This window comes from Shewanella sp. 433 (assembly GCF_059338565.1).
In genome coordinates, this window is the sequence record NZ_CM181703.1 from 833,727 (window position 1) to 852,865 (window position 19,139).

Annotated in this window: 18 protein-coding genes; 6 read left to right on the plus strand and 12 right to left on the minus strand. The window is 47.8% G+C overall.

The window, feature by feature from the left end; all coding sequences use genetic code 11:
• Positions 1–22 precede the first annotated feature (22 nt).
• The 5 genes from AC5YB1_RS03810 (at position 23) to AC5YB1_RS03830 (ending at position 6,026) form a co-directional block, all read left to right on the plus strand.
• Entirely contained in the window at positions 23–949 is a 927-nt protein-coding gene (locus AC5YB1_RS03810; protein WP_110457040.1) for an SPFH domain-containing protein, read from the plus strand.
• The gene (locus AC5YB1_RS03815; protein ID WP_110457041.1) at positions 946–1,881 is read left to right on the plus strand and encodes an SPFH domain-containing protein; all 936 of its coding nucleotides are present in this window, start codon (positions 946–948) and stop codon (positions 1,879–1,881) included. Before AC5YB1_RS03810 ends, AC5YB1_RS03815 begins: the two co-directional genes overlap by 4 nt.
• A gap of 138 nt (positions 1,882–2,019) precedes the next feature.
• Positions 2,020–4,221 (plus strand): DNA helicase II, encoded by a 2,202-nt coding sequence (gene uvrD, locus AC5YB1_RS03820; protein ID WP_494520780.1) that lies wholly within the window; start codon positions 2,020–2,022, stop codon positions 4,219–4,221.
• A 105-nt stretch (positions 4,222–4,326) separates the two neighbouring features.
• A complete protein-coding gene (gene ubiA / locus AC5YB1_RS03825) occupies positions 4,327–5,187 on the plus strand; it encodes a 4-hydroxybenzoate octaprenyltransferase (RefSeq protein WP_494520781.1) in 861 nt (286 codons plus the stop codon).
• Positions 5,188–5,471: 284 nt separating this feature from the next.
• Positions 5,472–6,026 (plus strand): hypothetical protein, encoded by a 555-nt coding sequence (locus AC5YB1_RS03830; protein WP_494520782.1) that lies wholly within the window; start codon positions 5,472–5,474, stop codon positions 6,024–6,026.
• A 119-nt stretch (positions 6,027–6,145) separates the two neighbouring features.
• On the opposite strand, the gene hemB is transcribed toward AC5YB1_RS03830, so the two are convergent.
• The 12 genes from hemB to AC5YB1_RS03890 form a co-directional block, all read right to left on the minus strand.
• Positions 6,146–7,162 (minus strand): porphobilinogen synthase, encoded by a 1,017-nt coding sequence (gene hemB, locus AC5YB1_RS03835; RefSeq protein WP_494520783.1) that lies wholly within the window; start codon positions 7,160–7,162, stop codon positions 6,146–6,148.
• Between the two features lie 94 nt (positions 7,163–7,256).
• Positions 7,257–9,128: a sensor domain-containing diguanylate cyclase gene (locus AC5YB1_RS03840; protein WP_494520784.1), complete on the minus strand. Its 1,872-nt coding sequence runs from the start codon at positions 9,126–9,128 to the stop codon at positions 7,257–7,259.
• Positions 9,115–9,924: a TatD family hydrolase gene (locus AC5YB1_RS03845; RefSeq protein ID WP_494520785.1), complete on the minus strand. Its 810-nt coding sequence runs from the start codon at positions 9,922–9,924 to the stop codon at positions 9,115–9,117. Before AC5YB1_RS03845 ends, AC5YB1_RS03840 begins: the two co-directional genes overlap by 14 nt.
• The gene (locus AC5YB1_RS03850; protein ID WP_494520786.1) at positions 9,924–10,460 is read right to left on the minus strand and encodes a hypothetical protein; all 537 of its coding nucleotides are present in this window, start codon (positions 10,458–10,460) and stop codon (positions 9,924–9,926) included. The genes AC5YB1_RS03845 and AC5YB1_RS03850 overlap by 1 nt, the downstream gene beginning before the upstream one ends.
• A gap of 111 nt (positions 10,461–10,571) precedes the next feature.
• Positions 10,572–11,321, minus strand: a complete 750-nt coding sequence (gene tatC, locus AC5YB1_RS03855) for a twin-arginine translocase subunit TatC (protein ID WP_494520787.1) — start codon at positions 11,319–11,321, stop codon at positions 10,572–10,574.
• 3 nt (positions 11,322–11,324) lie between these two features.
• Positions 11,325–11,723, minus strand: coding sequence for a Sec-independent protein translocase protein TatB (gene tatB, locus AC5YB1_RS03860; protein ID WP_494520788.1), 399 nt, complete (start codon positions 11,721–11,723; stop codon positions 11,325–11,327).
• 6 nt (positions 11,724–11,729) lie between these two features.
• Positions 11,730–11,963 carry a Sec-independent protein translocase subunit TatA gene (gene tatA, locus AC5YB1_RS03865; RefSeq protein ID WP_494520789.1) on the minus strand — a complete coding sequence of 78 codons (234 nt, stop codon included), beginning with the start codon at positions 11,961–11,963 and terminating at the stop codon, positions 11,730–11,732.
• A 72-nt stretch (positions 11,964–12,035) separates the two neighbouring features.
• Positions 12,036–13,685: a ubiquinone biosynthesis regulatory protein kinase UbiB gene (gene ubiB, locus AC5YB1_RS03870; RefSeq protein WP_494520790.1), complete on the minus strand. Its 1,650-nt coding sequence runs from the start codon at positions 13,683–13,685 to the stop codon at positions 12,036–12,038.
• A complete protein-coding gene (locus tag AC5YB1_RS03875; protein ID WP_494520791.1) occupies positions 13,682–14,305 on the minus strand; it encodes a ubiquinone biosynthesis accessory factor UbiJ in 624 nt (207 codons plus the stop codon). Before AC5YB1_RS03875 ends, ubiB begins: the two co-directional genes overlap by 4 nt.
• Positions 14,306–14,340: 35 nt before the next feature.
• Positions 14,341–15,096, minus strand: coding sequence for a bifunctional demethylmenaquinone methyltransferase/2-methoxy-6-polyprenyl-1,4-benzoquinol methylase UbiE (ubiE, locus tag AC5YB1_RS03880; protein ID WP_475514990.1), 756 nt, complete (start codon positions 15,094–15,096; stop codon positions 14,341–14,343).
• Between the two features lie 203 nt (positions 15,097–15,299).
• Positions 15,300–16,343: a formimidoylglutamase gene (locus tag AC5YB1_RS03885; RefSeq protein ID WP_494520792.1), complete on the minus strand. Its 1,044-nt coding sequence runs from the start codon at positions 16,341–16,343 to the stop codon at positions 15,300–15,302.
• A 175-nt stretch (positions 16,344–16,518) separates the two neighbouring features.
• A complete protein-coding gene (locus AC5YB1_RS03890; RefSeq protein ID WP_494520793.1) occupies positions 16,519–17,136 on the minus strand; it encodes a response regulator transcription factor in 618 nt (205 codons plus the stop codon).
• Positions 17,137–17,305: 169 nt separating this feature from the next.
• Here AC5YB1_RS03890 and AC5YB1_RS03895 point away from each other — a divergent pair, with 169 nt between their 5' ends.
• Complete coding sequence (locus AC5YB1_RS03895) at positions 17,306–19,117, plus strand: sensor histidine kinase (protein WP_494520794.1); 1,812 nt, start codon at positions 17,306–17,308, stop codon at positions 19,115–19,117.
• The last annotated feature ends 22 nt before the right edge of the window (positions 19,118–19,139 follow it).

Genomic DNA, 19,139 nt, shown 5'->3' on the forward strand with positions numbered 1-19,139 from the left:
GCTATGTAAAAGGATGGAATCTATGTTTGTATTTACCTTAGTGGTGTTATTTGTTTTTTTTATTTTATACAAATTACTGTTGATCGTGCCGATGCGTGAAGTCAATGTGATTGAACGTTTGGGCAAATTTAGGGTGGTGTTGCAACCCGGCTTTCATTTTCTAATTCCTTTCTTCGATCGAGTCGCATACAAGCATGACACCCGCGAACAAGTGCTCGATGTACCACCGCAAAGCTGTATTTCAAAAGATAATACCCAGCTAGAAGTCGATGGGCTGGTGTATCTCAAGGTGATGGACGGGAAACTGGCCAGTTATGGCATCGAAGATTATCGCCGCGCCGCAGTTAACTTAGCCCAGACCACCATGCGTTCAGAGATCGGTAAGTTAAGTTTAAGTCAGACTTTTTCTGAGCGTGACAGCCTCAATGAATCAATCGTGCGAGAGATAGATAAGGCGTCCGATCCTTGGGGGATCAAGGTGCTGCGTTATGAAATTAAAAATATCACCCCCTCCTTTAAAGTGATCCACACCCTCGAAAAACAGATGGAAGCCGAGCGCCGTAAGCGCGCCGAGATAACCTTAGCCAATGCCGAAAAAGCCGCGATGATTAATCTGTCTCAAGGTGAGCGTCAAGAAGCGATTAATATTTCTGAAGGTCAAAAACAGAAACGCATCAATGAAGCCCAAGGCACGGCGCAAGAGATCGCCATTATTGCCAGAGCCAAAGCCGAGGCCATGACCCAGGTGTCTCAAGCCCTTGCGTTAGAGGGAGGCAACGAAGCGATGAATATGCAGCTTAAAGAGCAATTTATTGTGCAGGTTGGCAAAATACTTAATAAAGCCGATATCTCAGTGGTGCCCGCCGAGCTGGCGAAACTGGAAGGTTTCTTCGAAGGGATGGAGCAAGTGACCCAAGCAGTTGGGCAAGCAAAAGGAGAACGCTCATGATTGCAGGTATCGATACAGACTTAATTGTCATGGGGATTTGGGGATTAATTTTTGCGATTTTCGTGATCAAGTTATTTCAATCTATTCGCTTGGTGCCGACAAAGTCGGCATGTGTGGTTGAACGCTTAGGTAAGTATCACTCGACGCTGGATGCCGGCTTTCATGCCTTAGTGCCCTTTGTCGATAAGGTGGCGTATGTCCATGATCTTAAGGAGGAGACCATAGATGTACCGCCGCAAGAGTGTTTCTCTAGCGATGAAGTCAATGTGGAAGTCGATGGGGTTATCTATATCTCGGTAATCGATCCGGTAAAGGCCAGTTATGGGGTGACAGATTATCGCTACGCCGCCATTCAGCTTGCGCAAACCACCACGCGTTCAGTGATAGGTACCTTAGATTTAGACCGCACTTTTGAAGAGCGTGATGTGATTAGCGCTAAAGTGGTCGAGGTGTTAGATCAAGCGGGCGCTACATGGGGAATTCGGGTGCACCGCTATGAGATCAAAAATATTACCCCGCCAGAAACCGTGAAGAATGCCATGGAGATGCAGGTCAACGCCGAGCGTGAGCGCCGTGCCCTGTTGGCAAAAAGTGAAGGTGATAAACAGAGTAAAATTAATCGCTCTGAGGGGATTAAAGCGGAAACCATTAACCATTCAGAAGGTGAAATGCAGCGCCGCATAAATGAAGCCGAGGGTAAAGCAGAAGAGATCTTAGCCATCGCCAAGGCAACTGCCGAGTCGATTGAGCGTATCGCCCAGGTGATCTCAGCGCCCGGGGGGAAAAACGTGGTGCGTATGCAGCTTGGTGCTCAGTATCTGCAGCAGTTTGATGGTTTAAGCCAGAATGCTAGCAAGATAGTGCTGCCGGGCAATATGATGGACTTTGAGCATTGGATGGACAGCATGGGGCTGGAAGAGAGTAAAGATTAAGTAGCCCATTGAACGGCAAAACCGGTGCCATTGCGCCGGTTTTTTTATGTCCACACTAGGGTGCGTTAAAAGCCACGCAGCGTATGACCTAGGCGCTGGCTCCTGTTATACTGCCTGCTTGATTTTTTGGAGGCAAGAATGGACGTATCTTCTTTACTTGACGGCTTAAACGATAAGCAGCGCGAAGCCGTTAGCGCACCACAATCTAGCATGTTGGTGTTAGCGGGCGCGGGCAGTGGTAAAACACGCGTATTGACCCACCGCATCGCTTGGTTGATGCATCATGAGCAGCAGAGCCCCTATTCTATTCTTGCGGTCACCTTTACCAACAAAGCCGCCGCCGAGATGCGTGAGCGGGTAGAGAAGGTGAGTGGCAGTAATATGGGCCGCATGTGGATAGGCACCTTCCACGGCCTAGCGCATCGTTTGCTGCGCACCCATTATCAAGACGCTAACTTGCCTCAAAGCTTCCAAATTCTTGATTCTGACGATCAGTTGCGCTTGATTAAACGTATTTTGAAAAGCCTTAACCTTGATGAAAAACAGTACCCTCCGCGTCAAGCCCAGGGCTATATCAATGGTAAAAAAGATCAAGGTTTACGCCCTAAGCATATCGATACCACAGGTTTTCCTATCGAGCAAAATCTGCTGAAGATCTATCAGGTATACCAAGAGTCTTGCGACCGCGCTGGGCTGGTGGATTTTGCCGAGATCTTGCTGCGAGCTCATGAGCTGTGGCTCAATAAACCGCATATTTTAGAGCACTATCAAGCGCGTTTTAAAAATATTCTTGTGGACGAATTCCAAGATACCAACGCTATCCAATATGCGTGGATCCGCGTGCTGGCGGGTAACAGCGCCAATGTGATGATTGTTGGTGATGATGATCAGTCCATTTATGGCTGGCGCGGCGCGCAGGTCGAAAATCTGCATAAGTTCTTAGACGATTTTCCCGACGCGAAAACCATACGCCTAGAGCAGAACTACCGCTCCAGCGCCAATATTTTGAACGCCTCGAACGAGCTGATCGCCAACAACCCCGATAGACTCGGTAAAAAGCTGTGGACCGAAGATAAAGCCGGTGAGCAAATTGGGCTTTACTGCGCCTTTAACGAAATGGATGAGGCGCGTTTTATTGTGGGCCGTATCATGGACTGGCAAGATATGGGCGGCAATTTAAGCGATTGCGCGATCCTTTATCGCTCTAACGCCCAATCACGGGTGCTTGAGGAAGCCTTGCTGCATAAAGGCATGGCTTACCGTATTTATGGCGGTTTGCGCTTCTTCGAACGCCAAGAGATTAAAGATGCCATGGGGTATCTGCGCCTCATCAGTAACAAAAATGATGATGCCGCTTTTGAACGTGTCATTAACACGCCCACTCGTGGCATTGGCGGGCGCACTCTGGATATTTTACGCTCAACGGCGCGCCAGCAAGAGTTAACCCTATGGCAGACCTGCTTGTCGGTGCTCGACGAAAAGTTGCTCAGTGGCCGAGCGGCGAATGCGGTGCGTGGCTTTATGGATCTTATCGTTAACTTGCAACAAGATACCGAGTCGCAATCTTTGCACCGTATGACTGATCATGTGATCCAAGCGTCTGGCCTCAAAGCCATGTATGAAGCCGAAAAGGGTGAGAAGGCCCGTGCTCGAGTGGAAAACTTGGATGAGTTGGTAACTGCGGCGCGCACCTTTGTGATGCCAGAAGATCTGGAAGATATGGGCGAACTCAACGCCTTCTTGTCCCATGCGGCGCTCGAAGCGGGCGAAGGCCAAGCCGATGCCTTTACCGATGCGGTGCAATTAATGACGCTGCATTCGGCCAAAGGGCTTGAGTTTCCACTGGTGTTTATGGCGGGCGTTGAAGAGGGGATTTTCCCTAGCCAAATGGCGATGGATGAGGGTGACAGGCTCGATGAAGAGCGCCGCCTCTGTTATGTGGGCATGACCCGCGCCATGAAGCAGCTCTATATTACCTATGCCGAATCGCGGCGCATCTATGGCCGAGAAAACTTTGCCAGACCATCACGGTTTATCAAAGAGATCCCCAGTGAATATGTGCAAGAAATTCGCTTAAAGGCACAGGTAACTGCGCCGACTAATCGGTTTAGTAACCGGATTAATAATGCCATTAGCGAGAGTCGCAACCGCCCTGTAAGAGCCGTTGCTGGCCATGAATCTGGTTTTAGTATTGGTCAACGGGTGGTGCATTTTAAGTTTGGTGAAGGCAAGGTTATTGATCTTGAGGGCAACGGCGAGCAAGCGGTTATTGAAGTGAACTTTGACGATGTCGGCCGTAAACGGCTTAAAATTGCCTTTGCTCGCTTAGAAAAGGTATAGCCATGGGTGGTACAAATGGCTTGAAAGTGGTCGTATGTCAGTCATAATGTCAGCCATATTGACCTCAGATCACAGGCCAAGCGGTGTTTAAGGGAGCCTCATCAGATGAACTTACGGGATAAAATTAACGCCTATTTGCGTCTTGCACGCATGGATCGGCCCATCGGTACCTTGTTGCTGCTATGGCCTTGTTTAATGGCCCTTGTACTGGCGGCTGGTGGTATGCCAGATACTAAAGTACTGATTATTTTTATTATTGGCGTGGTAGTGATGCGTGCGTGTGGCTGCATCATCAATGATTATGCTGATCGTCATGTCGACTCTTATGTCGAGCGCACTAAATCACGACCTTTAGTCAGTGGTGAGGTGTCGGTAAAAGAAGCGCTGTGGCTATTTGTGGCATCAGGCTTGTTGGCGTTTGGGCTAGTGCTGATGCTTAATCCATTAGTGGTGCAACTGTCGGTGGTAGGGATTATTTTGACCATCATCTACCCCTTTACCAAGCGCTTTACCAACATGCCGCAGATGTTCCTTGGTATTGTGTGGAGTTGGTCAATTCCCATGGCCTATGCGGCGCAAACCGGCGAGGTGCCAGCAGAAGCCTGGTGGTTATTTGCGGCCAATTGGTGTTGGACCGTTGCCTACGACACCATGTATGCCATGGTCGATCGTGATGATGATTTGAAAGTCGGTATTAAATCGACGGCGATTTTATTTGGCCGTTTCGATCGTCAGATGATTGGTTTATTTCAATTAGCCGCCCTTGGTTGTTTTATTATGGCGGGCTTAAGTGCCCAGCGTGGTTTGGTTTTTGGCTTAGGCATCATCACCTTTGTTGGCTTTAGTCTGTACCAGCAAAAGTTAATTTATGGTCGCGAGCGCGCCCCCTGTTTTAAAGCCTTTTTAAATAACAATTGGGCTGGGTTAAGCCTGTTTATGGCATTGGGTGTCGATTATTTGATTTAAATACATGGTGCTGACGACCGCCGACATAACTGAATGAGTCATTATAGGGATACCTGTAATGGCTTTTTTTTATGGGGCGGTATTTGATTGGTATAAGAAGTAGTTATGCGTGTAATGATTCATTTTAAGAGTGGTTCGCAGAAAAAAAATAGCATGTGCAGCGGCAGTCGCAACGGGGTGGTCTAAGCTTAGGTGAAGAGATATTTGTTGAAATCATCAGCTACACATGAGTATAAATTGTTGTTGGATGTGATAGTGACGATGAGGTTATGCAGGAGATTTTCATGCTTAACACCGACGTTGCATTTGAGGTGGGGCAGTGGCAAACCTATGAGCTAGCGTTGCTCCTTTCGGCTGTAGGGCTAGTGCTGTTTTGGTTGGGGATCTCTTTATTTAAACGCCGCGGAGTGGGGTCTTGGGTTGTGGTGCTATCTCTTAGCAGTGGCTTGATCACACTATGCTATTTTAGCCGCTCAGATGCGATGGCGTTACAACAGCTTTTGCTGCAAGGGCAGCAAATTGAAGTGGTCAATGGAGAGCTAAATTACGGCGAGTATCATTTTCCATATTTGGCGAAACATGAAATAGATTACCGCGAAATTCATCTCGATAAACGTACCATCAAACTGTATCACTCAGGCCATCTACCTAGCACTCGTTGCTATCGTGGCTTATATAGCCATAATCGCCTCAACACCCACAGTAATGTGCGTCTCTATATTCATTGGTTTGATACCCCATACAAGTACCGTCAGCAAGATTACACTCTCAGGGCACCCTGCATCTTGAAAGTCGAGCAGTTACATGATGAGGCTCGGCTGGCTGTGGCGAGCAATTAACACTGCAGCCGATATTTCCCGCCATAGATCAATCCACTAAAATAATCTGAATTCGAGCAGGCACAAAAAAGCCAGTTGGCATAAGCAACTGGCTTTTTACATTATCGACACTGAGCTTATCAGCTGTTATCGCCTTCTTTTAGCCACTGAGCGGCACGTTTAGCGAAATAAGTTAAAATGCCATCGGCGCCTGCGCGTTTAAAGCAAAGTAGTGATTCCATTACGATGGCTTTTTCGGCTAACCAACCATTTTCAATGGCTGCCATATGCATGGCATATTCACCACTCACTTGGTAAGCGAAGGTCGGCACTGCGAGCTCACGCTTAACGCGAGTGACGATATCAAGGTATGGCATGCCAGGTTTAACCATCACCATATCGGCACCTTCTTGAATATCGAGGGCGACCTCATGAAGCGCTTCATCACTGTTAGCGGGATCCATCTGGTAGCTGTGTTTGTTGCCACCCTTTAGGTTGCCTGCCGAGCCGACGGCGTCACGGAATGGGCCATAGTAATTTGATGAGTATTTAGCCGAGTAGGCCATGATTTGGGTATTAACGTGACCGGCTTCTTCAAGTGCCTTGCGGATAGCGCCAATGCGGCCATCCATCATATCCGATGGTGCAACGATATCGGCACCAGCTTCGGCATGTGAAAGTGCCTGCTTAACTAAGATCTCGGTGGTGATATCGTTAAGAATATAACCTTCATCATCTATGATGCCGTCTTGTCCGTGGGTGGTAAATGGGTCGAGAGCAACGTCGGTCATCACACCCAATTGTGGAAACGCTTCTTTTAGTGCACGTACGGCACGTTGGGCTAGCGCATCGGCGTTATAGGCTTCTTCCGCCATTAAGGTTTTTTTCTCAGCGGGTGTCACAGGGAACAGCGCCACAAGTGGAATGCCTAGCTTAACCAGTTCTTCAGCTTCTTTAAGTAGCAAATCAATGGAGTAGCGCTCAACACCTGGCATGGATTCTACTTTTTCGGTGCGGTTATTGCCCTCGAGTACGAACATTGGGTAGATTAAGTCGTTAACCGAAAGTTGGTTTTCGGCCATTAAACGGCGACTAAAATCATGTTTACGCATGCGGCGCATTCTGCGCTGAGGAAAAGCACTGGTAATGATGTTCACATTCGACTCCTAATTTAGGGTTACAGACTTAAATGAATTGTAGGATTTGAGTTGGCGATTGTGCCAAGTCGTCACCGATAAAGCTAAGTATTTTCTACTGTTCGATATCTACCGTATAGACACAGACGCGATTACGGCCGCTATTTTTAGCATGATAGAGCGCCTTATCGGCTCGTTCAACCAAGGTGTTGATCTGTTGGTCATCGACAATCACCTCGGCGTAAACACCAATACTAATGGTCAGCGGAATTGCATTGGCCCCCCAACTCAGTGGCAGTTGAAATACGGTTTCTCTTATTGATTCAGCAACTTTTTCGGCGCCTTCAATAGAGGTGTTGGGCAGTATCATAGCAAACTCTTCACCGCCAAAACGTGATACCAGATCACTTGGACGCCTTAATTTTTGCTTTAACGCTTGGGCTATTTGCTTCAGCGCTTGGTCGCCAGCAAGGTGGCCATAAGTGTCGTTAATGGCTTTAAAGCGGTCGATATCGATCATTAAGATGGTGAGCGGCGTTTGCTGGCGACGACTCAGGCGCCCCTCAGCTTGTAAACGCTTTTCAAATGCGGCGCGATTCTTCACCCCAGTGAGGCTGTCGACGGTGTTTTGCTCGGTCAACTTTTGATTAGCTTCATTAAGCTCGCGTAGGGCAATTTCCAGCTCTAAGGTGCGCTCTTGTACCATCTGCTCGAGTTTTTCATGGCTATTAGCCTCCATTTGAATGGCTTCTTCCCTAGCTTGGCGAATGCGCTTGGATTGTTGTAATGCTTGTTGTTGTATTTTGAGCTTAGTCTTTCGCTCATCATTGTAGCGCAGCGCTAGGACCGCGGTCATAAAGAGGATTTCAAAGTTAAGCCCTATCATCATTGGCGTTTGCGGCAAGACAGGCAGATTCACCAAGCCTAAATACATCATGGCAGTAACGAATGATCCGATTAAGGTGCCTGACCACGCAAAGGTGTAGAGCTTGGCCAATTTATGGCCTTGCAGACTGAGCTTAACGGCTATCACCATTAGTAACAGGCTTATGGTAAGCACAGCGATAATATCCAGTGTTAAGGCGAACGGGTAACTGATAAAGGGCACCAGTAACGTCAGTAGCACTGCGCCAGTGGCACTGTAGCGACATAGCTTTAGCATTAATAAATTATTGTTTTTCAGTTGCAGCACTCTTTCTGAAAAAAGCAAAATAAAGGTCAGGCCGATAGGGATTAGTAGCGGGATGAGCTCCTCTTGTATCGTTGGCCAGTCGGGCCACATATAACGTGCAGGCAGACCATGCAGCGTTGCAACCAGAAGTGTCGCTGTCAATACATAACCCGCATAGAGGCTGTAACTGGGCGAGCGTGATATAACGGCAATAAATAGGCTAAGCAGGCCAATGGCAAGCAAGGCGCCAAGCTGTAACCCCTGATACAAGGACTGGCTTTCGGTGGTTCTGATCATGCCGTTGGGGGATTTAAGAGCGAGCGGGATACTCGCGCTGCCTTGAGTCTCGATGCGTAGGTAAAAGGTATGCACTTGGTTGGGGAGCAAATCAAACGGATAAATAAACTGGTTATGCACCATAGGGCGTAAAGAAAAGGGGTAAGCATCACCCATTTCTAGTAGGAGCATCTGCTCGCCGTGAGGCTGATGATACAGACGAATCTTATCTAAATGCGGATTACCTAGGGTTAAGTAACGCTGGATTTTTTCACCTGTGGCATTGTATAAACTGAACTTAATCCAAAAAGGTTTGTTGGTGAGTGCCTGATTTAAAAGTGGAGCTATTCTCCCCCAGGATGTTGAGTTTAGCTCTTTGATGTCATCGATTTTAGTGTGATTGTCCTCTTGCATGTAATAGATGCATGGCGATAGGTCGATGACATCGTCATTCTCGACGGGCAGCAGTTGGTGGGCGAAGCTGCTACTTGAGAGGCTGGATAAAATGAAGATGATGAACAACGAACTAAAATGCTTCATAGTTCGCCTGTAAAGCAAAAAATGCACAACTATTAGCGTAGGCTTGGGCCGCGAACTCATTGGCGGTTTGGCCTCTAAGTTGAGCAATATATTGACTAATATAGGGCAGATACTGCGGCTTATTTTTACTCGACTTAGGTTTGGGGCGCATACTGCGTGGCAGCAGGTAAGGGCTGTCGGTTTCGACCATGATACGATCTGCTGGAATATCGCCAACCAAGGAGGCCAACTCTGCGCCGCGTCGTTCATCACAAACCCAACCCGTGATACCAAGATGCAGGTCGAGTTCAATATAGCGTTCTAGGCTATGCCTATCACCCGTAAAGCAGTGCAATAAGGCGCCTTTGAGCTGAGGACGATACTCTTTAAGGATGGTGACAAAATCTTGGTGGGCATCGCGTTCATGCATTAATACTGGCATATTGAGATCAACTGCCATCGCCAATTGCTGGGCAAAGGCGCTGCGTTGCATTGGGCGCGGCGAGAAATCGCGATTATAGTCTAAACCACACTCACCGATGGCCACGACGGCCGGATGTTGCGCAAGCTGGCCTAAGCGAGCAGAGCTGTTAGCGTCCCACTCGCTAGCATGGTGTGGATGCACCCCAGCCGTAGCAAATAGCGCCTCAGGGTAGCGCTGCGCGCAATCAATGGCTTGCTGGCTTTCATCTAGACTACTACCAATGACAATGAGCGGCGACACCCCTTGGGCGGCCGCAGCGTGTATCACGTTATCGATATCATTTTGTAATGCACTGCCAACTAAGTTAACAGCGATATCTATATGACTTGGCATTAGTTAATACGTTTAACCCTAATAGTGGTATTGCTGCCCTCTTTGCCAAGCAAAAAGGATCCCAGTGCCGCGCGTTCAATTTGTACTTTATCGCCGCTAGATATTCGAAAGCGCCGGCTGTCGATCTGCTTCCATTGTTGGCCATTTTCGAAGCTCAGTCTCAAGGCGCCATAGGGGTCTTTATCGACCTGTGTGACCGTAAGCCACATGGCATCTATCTGCTCTTGTTTGACGATTTTACCAAAGTTTTCTTGGGCTGACTCTTTAGCTTGTGCCGATTCCGTGGTAGACGAAGCAACCAGAGGGGCTGCCGCTACGATAGGGGGAGTGGCTGCGCTTAGATCCGTGGTGACTTGTTGCGCATTGCGATTCATCGCTGTTGCAGCAAGAGCGTCATAACACATGAGTCGCTCAAGTTTATCGGTTTTGACAGCGCATTGAGCGAGCTGTTGTTCGATACCAGCAACGGCGTGAAGAGAAAGCAGTAGGCTTGAAAGCGTTATCCAGCGTAAACCTTTAGTAAAGCAAGAGGTCATGAAAAACTCCTTTTTATTATTGGTGTTAAGTAAACGAGTCTCTCAAAAACGAACAGCTACCCGAATTGGATAGCTGTTCGTGTAAGCCATTAACTAAGGGCTATGGCTAGATTAATCCGTTTGTGTTTGCTCATCGTCTTCTTCAGTGTCCTTTTTACTGTAGAAACGGGCCGCAAGCAATCCCCCTTCAAACAATATTAACATCGGAATCGCTAACATGGTTTGCGAAATAATGTCGGGTGGTGTCAGTAACATACCTATGATAAAGGCACCCACCACAATGTAGGGACGTTTGGTTTTGAGCTCTTCTGGTGTGGTCACCCCAGCCCAACAGAGTAAGATCACCGCAATAGGAATTTCAAATGCTAAACCAAAGGCAAAAAATAGCTTAAGTACAAAACTCAGATAGCTACTGATATCGGTAGCGACTTGTACACCCTCAGGGGCAACGCTGGTAAAGAAACCAAATACCACTGGGAATACAACGTAATAGGTAAATGCTATGCCTAAATAAAACAATAATGTACTGCTGGTGAGCAGCGGCACCATTAGCCGTTTTTCGTGCTTGTACAAGCCTGGGGCAATAAATGACCAGATCTGAAATAGCACATAGGGAATGGCGATAAAGAATGCCAACACTAAAGTTAGTTTAAAAGGGGCGAAGAAGGGCGCGGCCACATCTGTTGCGATCATGCTACTGGTGTCTGGTAGCACATCCATCAGCGGGGTTGCCATATAATGATAAATATCGTTTGCCCAGTAGACTAGGCAAATAAACACAAAAAGCACACTACCAATGGCTTTAAGTAACTTGTTACGTAACTCAAGCAAGTGGCTAATTAACGGCTGCTGTTGCGACATGGACTACCCGTCAGATTTATCTGTTGAAGTGCTGCCTTTGGCTGTACCTGTCGTCTTCGGGGTTGAGTCACTGTTAGCACTGTCGGTGCTGCTCGGTGTCTCTTCTACCTTATAAGGACGATTAACAGATTGGGCTGCTTCTTTTAATTGATCGATTGAATCCTGTAATTCAGGCGAAAGATTTTTTAGCCCTTGGCTTTCAGCCTTTTTCAAGTCTGAATGCAATTGCTCTATTTTAAGCTCTTGCTCAAGCTCATCTTTTACTGAATTGGCCATGCGTTTCATGGCACGGATCCAGCCACTAATTGAACGTACTGCAACCGGGAGTCTTTCAGGGCCAAGAACCACTAGCCCCAAAATACCGATCAACAGTAACTCCATAAAGCCGATACCGTCGAACATAAGGAATTACGCCTGTTCTTTGTCCTTGGACTCAGTCTTTTTTTCGTCAGCCTGAGCGGTTTTTTCTGCAGTTGCTTTGTCTTCGAGTGCTTTCTTTTCTTCTTCAGAAGACATGGCGTTCTTGAAGCCTTTCACTGCGCCACCTAAGTCACCACCTAGTGAGCGTAATTTCTTAGTGCCGAACAGCAAAACTACGATTAAAGCAATGATAAGGAGTTGCCAAATACTAATGCCACCCATGTAACTTTCCTCTTTAATTTAACGCTTTTGTAAGACGGGTTCTATTATGAACCTTTGGTTATTTAGTGCTAGCTAAAATTTGCGATTCTTTGGTCTAGATCGCCATCCGAATAACCATAGTATGGCACCGATCCCGACAGACCCATAAGAGGCCCATAGTGTAGCGTTTTGTGCAAACAAAATAGTGCCGCAGATCACTAAAATTGCCGATGTCACTAAAAGGTAGTTACTTTTATGGACTTTTTGCTGCTGTTTTAAATAGCGTTCTAGCAGTAAATTTTGGCTGTTAACGAAGTTTTTACCCATTTTTAGGTTGTCGTAAATCAGCTCAGGCAGTTCAGGTAATTTATCAGCCCAGTAGGGGAACTCTTTCTTGATTTTTTTCGCCATGCCAATGGGACCAATCTGCTCGGCCATCCAGCCTTCAAGAAACGGCTTAGCGGTTTTCCATAAATCCAATTGCGGATAGAGTTGGCGCCCAAGCCCTTCAATATACAGTAAAGTTTTTTCAAGCAGTACTAGTTGTGGCTGTACCACCATGTCGAAGCGACGGGCGGTTCTAAATAGCTCCAGCAGCACATGGCCAAAGGAGATCTCATCCAGTGGCTTATTAAACATCGGCTCACACACCACTTTAATCGCTTGCTCAAAGGCGACGATATCTGTGTCGGCTGATACCCAGCCTGATTCGATATAGAGTTGGGCAATCCGGGTGTAATCGCGGTTAAAGAAGGCGAGAAAGTTCTCGGCTAAATAACGTTTATCTTGCTCGGTCAGGGTGCCCATGATGCCGCAGTCAAGCCCGATATAGAAAGGATCTTCCGGGTGCTCTGTGCTGATAAATATATTGCCAGGATGCATATCGGCGTGGAAAAAGTTATCGCGAAACACTTGGGTAAAAAACAGCTCAACGCCGCGTTCGGCCAGTAACTTAAGGTTGGTGCCTTGGGCTTCTAATGCGGCCTTGTCTGATACCGGAATACCATAGATGCGTTCCATCACGATTAAGCGGGTAAAGCAAAACTCTTCATACATAAAGGGCACATACAGTGAACCAGAATTGAGAAAGTTATTGCGTAGCTTTATGGCGTTAAGTGCTTCAAGTTTTAGATTTAATTCGCCTTCAATTGTGGTGCGATAATCCTCTACTACTTCGGCCGGCCGTAAGCGATTACCTTGGCCTAACAGGGCTTCTAAAAACTGAGCGCACTGGCTCATTAATTGAAGATCCGCATGCACTTGCGTTTCCACATTGGGCCTGAGTACCTTGAGTACCACTTCGGCGCCGCTGGATTTTAATTTGGCGGTGTGTACCTGAGAAATCGACGCCGATGCCAAAGGCACATCGTCAAAATCGTCAAAGTAGGTGTCAATGGGAACGCCCAGTTCTGTCTCTATTTGGGCTTTAGCGATAGCTGAGTCAAACGGCGGCACGCGATCTTGCAGCATCGCCAGCTCTTCGGCCCACTCGTCGCTAAGCAGATCGCGTCGAGTTGACAGCATCTGGCCAAACTTAATGTAAACCGGTCCCAGCTCTTGCATGGCCAATTTAAGGCGTTCACCACCGACCTTGTCTTTATGTTTGTTGCGTAACCAGAAAAAGCTGCCGCGCAGCAGTCTAAAATACCAAGGCTTTAGCTTTGATGGGATAAGCTCATCTAGGCCGTAATTGAGTGCAATGTTAATGACTTGGTATGCGCGCCGAATGCTTTTGACTGTCATTTTGTCTTGTGAGTCCTGGTTATGATTCGTTCGATCCTTTGACTTAAGGCGTCTGTATCGTCTTTAAGTTCATCGATTCTATCACTAAAATGGATAAATTCGATTTTGTGTGGACTGAGGCGATACTCTTCGACAACGAGTTGACCGACATGGTCGCGGCTCTTATTAAATACCTCCGCTAACCCTTGTTTGAGTTGTTTGGCGCCTTGTTGCAGCATATGGGTGGGCGCATCGCCAATCCATTTTGATAGGGGCTCAGCAAAATCAAACTCCACTTGTTGCATAAAGTGGCTAAAGCTCTGCAATAGATTGAGATCGCCTTCGAGTTTGAGCTTATCTTGTTTAATCAGTTCGGTGAGATTAGCCCCTTCGGTGAGGCGATACAGGGTGGTGATGTCAACTTCAACCTGAGTGGTGATCTCACCATCATATTGACTAAAGACTTGGATCTCTTTGGCAAATAGTAGGTAAATGGGCCAGCTCAGTTGGGTCAACTGTATGCACAGCACCTTGCCATGCAGCGTATGCTGTTTGGCATACGCTTGCGGGGACTGTTTAACGGTTTGCTGTAGTGCGGTTTCAATTGCCGCGCTAAGCAGCAATACAATGTCACGTTTCATGCGTTACCTAGTCGGCTGAAGCAAAAGGGGAAAGATTAAAACTTATAGCCCTTGTGCAGCGCCACAATACCGTCGGTCATGTTGGTGTATTCAACCTGTTCGAAACCGGCGTCGATCATCATGGCCTTTAGGGTTTCTTGATCTGGGTGCATACGGATTGACTCGGCTAAGTACTCATAGCTACCCGCATCTTTAGTGATCAAATCGCCCATCTTAGGTAAAATTTTAAAGCTATACAGATCATATATCTTACGCATAACATCATGTTTAGGTTTAGAAAACTCAAGAACTAACAGTTTTCCACCTGGTTTTAATACCCGCAGCATAGAACGGATGGCCGCATCTTTATCGGTTACATTACGTAGGCCAAAAGCGATGGTAATAATATCAAAATGGTTGTCAGGAAACGGTAATGCTTCGGCATTGGCTTGCACGTAGTTTACGTTACCCACAACGCCACGATTACGTAGCTTGTCACGGCCGACCTTGAGCATTGACTCGTTAATATCGGCAAGGATAACCTGGCCTTTATTACCCACAATGTGGGAGAACTTGGCGGTAAGATCGCCCGTGCCCCCAGCAAGATCCAACACTTTCATACCCGGACGTGCACCCGCACTCTCTATGGTTAAACGTTTCCAAAGACGATGAATACCAAAGGACATGACATCATTCATAATGTCGTATTTGGCTGCAACTGAGTGAAAAACATCGGCCACTAAATCCGCTTTTTTCTCTGCTTCTACCGTCTTATAACCGAAATGGGTATTGTTGGGTGAGCCCTCTGACATTTATTGTATTCCTGTGCTTCGCTACTGTTATGGCGAGTGTAAGTGAATGATGCTCATTGCAGAATCATTCATCTGCGACTCTGTGATCGAGGTTAATAATCCATGTGCCGATTTAATAAAAATGCGCGTTGGCGCAGAGTTTGAAAAATTGGACGCCGCATTACATCATAATATTAGCGATAAGCCAAATTCCCCTGAGCCAATTACCCTATGGGTTGTCTAGCTATACGTCCTTGCATGTAGGCATAGATCAGTTCGCTAATACTCTGACCTGTTTCTCTGCGTCCCGCATCGCTGCCCGCGCTATGACAACTGGGGGCGGCTTCGGCCAAATGCAAGTAACAGGCGTTGGTGCGCAGCCCTATTTGATTAACGTAATAGAGGGCGTCCAGTAACGGAATTCCCGCCGCGGTTGAGGCGCTGCTGGGCATATTAATGATGGCATCCATATCTAACTCAACCGCCACCGGTGAACCACTGTCGTTAAGTTGAGTGACTATCTCATCGATGGCCTGTTTGAGGCTCAGCTCTTGTCGCACCCAGATGGCTTGCAGGGTATGCCACTTGCCGCCAAAGGCGCTGAGTTGGTCTAAGGTTTGTTGGCTATTTTTGAGCTCATGCATGCCCAGTACATGGTAGTAACCCAGCGCACCACTGGCTGCGGCGTAACTGAAACCATTACCGCTGTGGCGGCCTTCTCTGGGGCGAAAGTCAGCATGCGGGTCGAGGTTGACGGCGGCGATAGGGCGCTTCATCACTTGTTTGCTTGCCATTAAAAGCCCGTAGGCGTTGTTATGGCCGCCACCAATCACGATAGGCTCTAATCCGGCGGCAATGATGCTGCTGACGATATGGATCACCCGTTCATCGAGGCGCTCGACATGGGCTCTTAATGTTTGGGTGGTTGCGCTCGCGGGCAGTTGTAAATCGTGAGTATTAACTTGCCCAAGCACCATGCACTGCTTAGCGTCGAAAAATTGATTTGATTGCAGATTACACCATTGGCTCATGGTTGCTTCAAACGCATCAACCGCACCGCCACGACCAAGGTTGGCCCGCGGGCCAATATCTTCACCTATCCCTAAGATGACAAATCGCACACCTTGTTGTTTAGCATCGGCTAATGCGGTATTTAATGGTGTGTTGCCATCGTAGCAATGTAAGGCTTGTGCCAGCTTGGTTTCGCCTTCACGAACATGGGTGAAGACGCTGCATATTTGGTGGGTAAAGGGGAGCAGTGTTGGCATGGGCCTATCTCATTATTAATGACTCAATTGGCCTATTGTGGCCCACAAACCTAGCGGCTGGCAATTGTGCGTAAACGCAGGAGACCGCGTCAGAGTGGCTGTAGGCCTTGGCGTCATCGTTTATTGGCGGTGTCATGGTTTATTGTCGTGAGGCTAGTGGCTTGGAGCGTTGGACTTAGTCGTTGTCGCTAGGGCTATTGAGGAGCGGCGCCAATTTGAGCAGCTCGGCAACATTATTGGCCCCCAATTTGCTCATCATTTTTGCTCGGTGCACCTCGATGGTTCGCAGTGCGACGCACAGCTGGTTGGCCATCTGTTTATTGGTGTGGCCTGCGATGACTAATTTGAAAATTTGGGTTTCTCGCTCAGACAAGGTGTCGATCAGTTGTTGCTGACGAAGCTTCCAATGTTGGCGTTCGCTGTAGTGTAATCCTTTAGTAATAGACTCAGATAACGCCGCGCCTTGGACAGGCTTTTGGAAAAAGTCGAACGCCCCATTTTTAAAAGCATCGACCGCCATCGGCACATCACCATGGCCGGTGAGAAAGATCACCGCCAGTGGGCTTTTAGCGTGATGCAATAAACGCTGCACCTGTGGCCCGCTCATTGAGGGCATTTTGGCATCTAAAATCACGCAGCCGGGCTGTGACAGATCGACACTGGACAGAAAGTCATCGCCAGCGTTAAAGCTGGTTATCTCATAGCCATAACCCACCATTAAAAAGCTGATCGCATCGATGACCGCCTCATCATCGTCGACAAGATACACTGGATTCAAGGGAGATGTTGGCACGGCGGTTCCTTTATTGAGTTTTGATAACTATTTGGCGGCGATGACTATGATTGATATCGCAGATGCGGCCATTTAGCCAACTATTTTAGGTAAAGCATGAGGCGTATCACGTGGCGATCCGCTATCGATACCGTAAGCTGTGCTAAGCGTATCGATTGAGGAGCATTGTGTGTATAAATATCTATTACATGCATTGGCTGTGTGTTGTTTATTGAGTAGTTTATTCTGTTGTTCAGCCCGTGTTGTTGCCCAGCCGCAACAGCTATATGTCGGCGTGTTGGCTAACTGGGGGCATCAACAAGCCATGGAGCGCTGGACGCCCATGATGACCTATTTAAATCAACAGGTACCCGGCACGCAATTTCATGTATTTCCGGGTAATTTTGAAGCCTTAAATCTTGCTATGGAGCTAGGGCAGATCCAGTTTATTATCACCAACCCAGGGCAATATCTGTATCTGTCGAACCAGTATCCGCTGTCTTGGTTAGCCACCATGCGTTCTCGGCGGCATAACGGTAGCACCACGGCTATCGGCTCGGCCATCGTGGTGAAAGCTGAAAGTGATTACCGCACCTTGTATGATTTAAAAGATAAAATCATTGCAGCCAGCGATCCCCATGCATTAGGCGGTTATCAGGCGACCGCGGGATTAATGCATAAATTGGGCATGGATGCTGACCACTATTTTGGCCAAGTGAAGTTTGTTGGCTTTCCGCTCGATCCCTTGTTGTATCAAGTGAGAGACGGTCATGTCGATGCCGCCATTACCCCCTTGTGTACGCTTGAGGATATGGTGGCGCGCGGCTTGTTAAATCCTGCCGATTTTAGAGTGCTTAACCCGAGTCGCCCCGAAGGGTATGACTGCCAGTGCAGCACTAAGCTTTATCCTAACTGGTCGTTTGCGGCTAACGAGAGTGTCGACATTCATCTTAGCCAACAAATTAGTCAGGCATTAATGGCATTGCCAGCCGATCATCCTGCCGCCATCAGCGGCCAGCTCATGGGCTGGACGTCGCCCATTAGTCAGCTAGCCGTTATCCAACTGTATGGTGACTTACATGTGATCTCGCAGGAAAAAAGCCGTTTAAACGCCCTGCAAACTTGGCTCAATGAAAATCGCCACTGGGGCATCTTAGCTGTGGTTATTTTTTTAGTGGCGACGGTATATCACTTGTGGATCGAGTACCGCTTTCACCAAAAAAGTGAGTCATTGGTCAGCACAGAGCGGCAATTAAAGCAGCAAGCTATTGCGTTAGAGCGGCTGCAAAGCGCCTCTATGATTGGCGAAATTGGCGCGGGGCTGGCTCATGAGATCAACCAGCCTATTGCCGCCATCACCAGTTATAGCGAGGGCGGTATCATGCGCATGCAAGGCGGGCAATTGACGGAGGCGGAAGCCACCATAGACTTGCTGCAAAAAATTCATAAGCAGTCGACCCGTGCGGGAGAAGTGGTGCACAGGATCCGGGGTCTACTCAAGCGCAAAGAGGCGGTGATGGATGATGTGAATATTCTCACTCTGGTGGATGAGAGCCTATCACTGCTGCGTTTAGAGTTGATGCGCCGCGATATCGAGGTGGTCAAAGAGATCAGCGGTGAGCCGTTTTTTATTAGCGCTGATCGCGTCGGTCTGCTGCAAGTATTGATTAACCTGATTAAAAATAGTATCGATGCCATTGCCGAGCGCCCAGATCAGACTGAGCGGGGCCACATCTTGATTAAGCTGCAATTTCATGAACATCAAGTGGATGTGCTAGTGACCGACAATGGCCCTGGACTGGCGCAAAATGCCGCCACCGTGATGGCAACGTTCTTTACCACCAAACCTGAAGGATTAGGCTTGGGATTAGCCATCTGTAATGAGGTGATAAAAGAGCATAACGGCGGCTTCACACTAGAAAATCGCGACGACGGCCACAGCGGATGCGTGGCTAAAATTGCGCTAAAGCGTAGAGGGTGCCAACAAGCGGTGCAGATTTAACGGTCAGTGATTCATCTGTTTT

Bases quoted from the DNA above. Each gene is read 5' to 3' on its own strand.
- ubiB (WP_494520790.1), bottom strand. From the start codon at position 13,685: ATGACAGTCAAAAGCATTCGGCGCGCATACCAAGTCATTAACATTGCA.
- tatA (WP_494520789.1), bottom strand. From the start codon at position 11,963: ATGGGTGGCATTAGTATTTGGCAACTCCTTATCATTGCTTTAATCGTA.
- ubiA (WP_494520781.1), top strand. From the start codon at position 4,327: ATGAACTTACGGGATAAAATTAACGCCTATTTGCGTCTTGCACGCATG.
- tatC (WP_494520787.1), bottom strand. From the start codon at position 11,321: ATGTCGCAACAGCAGCCGTTAATTAGCCACTTGCTTGAGTTACGTAAC.
- AC5YB1_RS03885 (WP_494520792.1), bottom strand. From the start codon at position 16,343: ATGCCAACACTGCTCCCCTTTACCCACCAAATATGCAGCGTCTTCACC.
- AC5YB1_RS03840 (WP_494520784.1), bottom strand. From the start codon at position 9,128: ATGAAGCATTTTAGTTCGTTGTTCATCATCTTCATTTTATCCAGCCTC.
- ubiE (WP_475514990.1), bottom strand. From the start codon at position 15,096: ATGTCAGAGGGCTCACCCAACAATACCCATTTCGGTTATAAGACGGTA.
- AC5YB1_RS03810 (WP_110457040.1), top strand. From the start codon at position 23: ATGTTTGTATTTACCTTAGTGGTGTTATTTGTTTTTTTTATTTTATAC.
- AC5YB1_RS03875 (WP_494520791.1), bottom strand. From the start codon at position 14,305: ATGAAACGTGACATTGTATTGCTGCTTAGCGCGGCAATTGAAACCGCA.
- uvrD (WP_494520780.1), top strand. From the start codon at position 2,020: ATGGACGTATCTTCTTTACTTGACGGCTTAAACGATAAGCAGCGCGAA.
- tatB (WP_494520788.1), bottom strand. From the start codon at position 11,723: ATGTTCGACGGTATCGGCTTTATGGAGTTACTGTTGATCGGTATTTTG.
- AC5YB1_RS03830 (WP_494520782.1), top strand. From the start codon at position 5,472: ATGCTTAACACCGACGTTGCATTTGAGGTGGGGCAGTGGCAAACCTAT.
- AC5YB1_RS03815 (WP_110457041.1), top strand. From the start codon at position 946: ATGATTGCAGGTATCGATACAGACTTAATTGTCATGGGGATTTGGGGA.
- AC5YB1_RS03845 (WP_494520785.1), bottom strand. From the start codon at position 9,924: ATGCCAAGTCATATAGATATCGCTGTTAACTTAGTTGGCAGTGCATTA.
- AC5YB1_RS03850 (WP_494520786.1), bottom strand. From the start codon at position 10,460: ATGACCTCTTGCTTTACTAAAGGTTTACGCTGGATAACGCTTTCAAGC.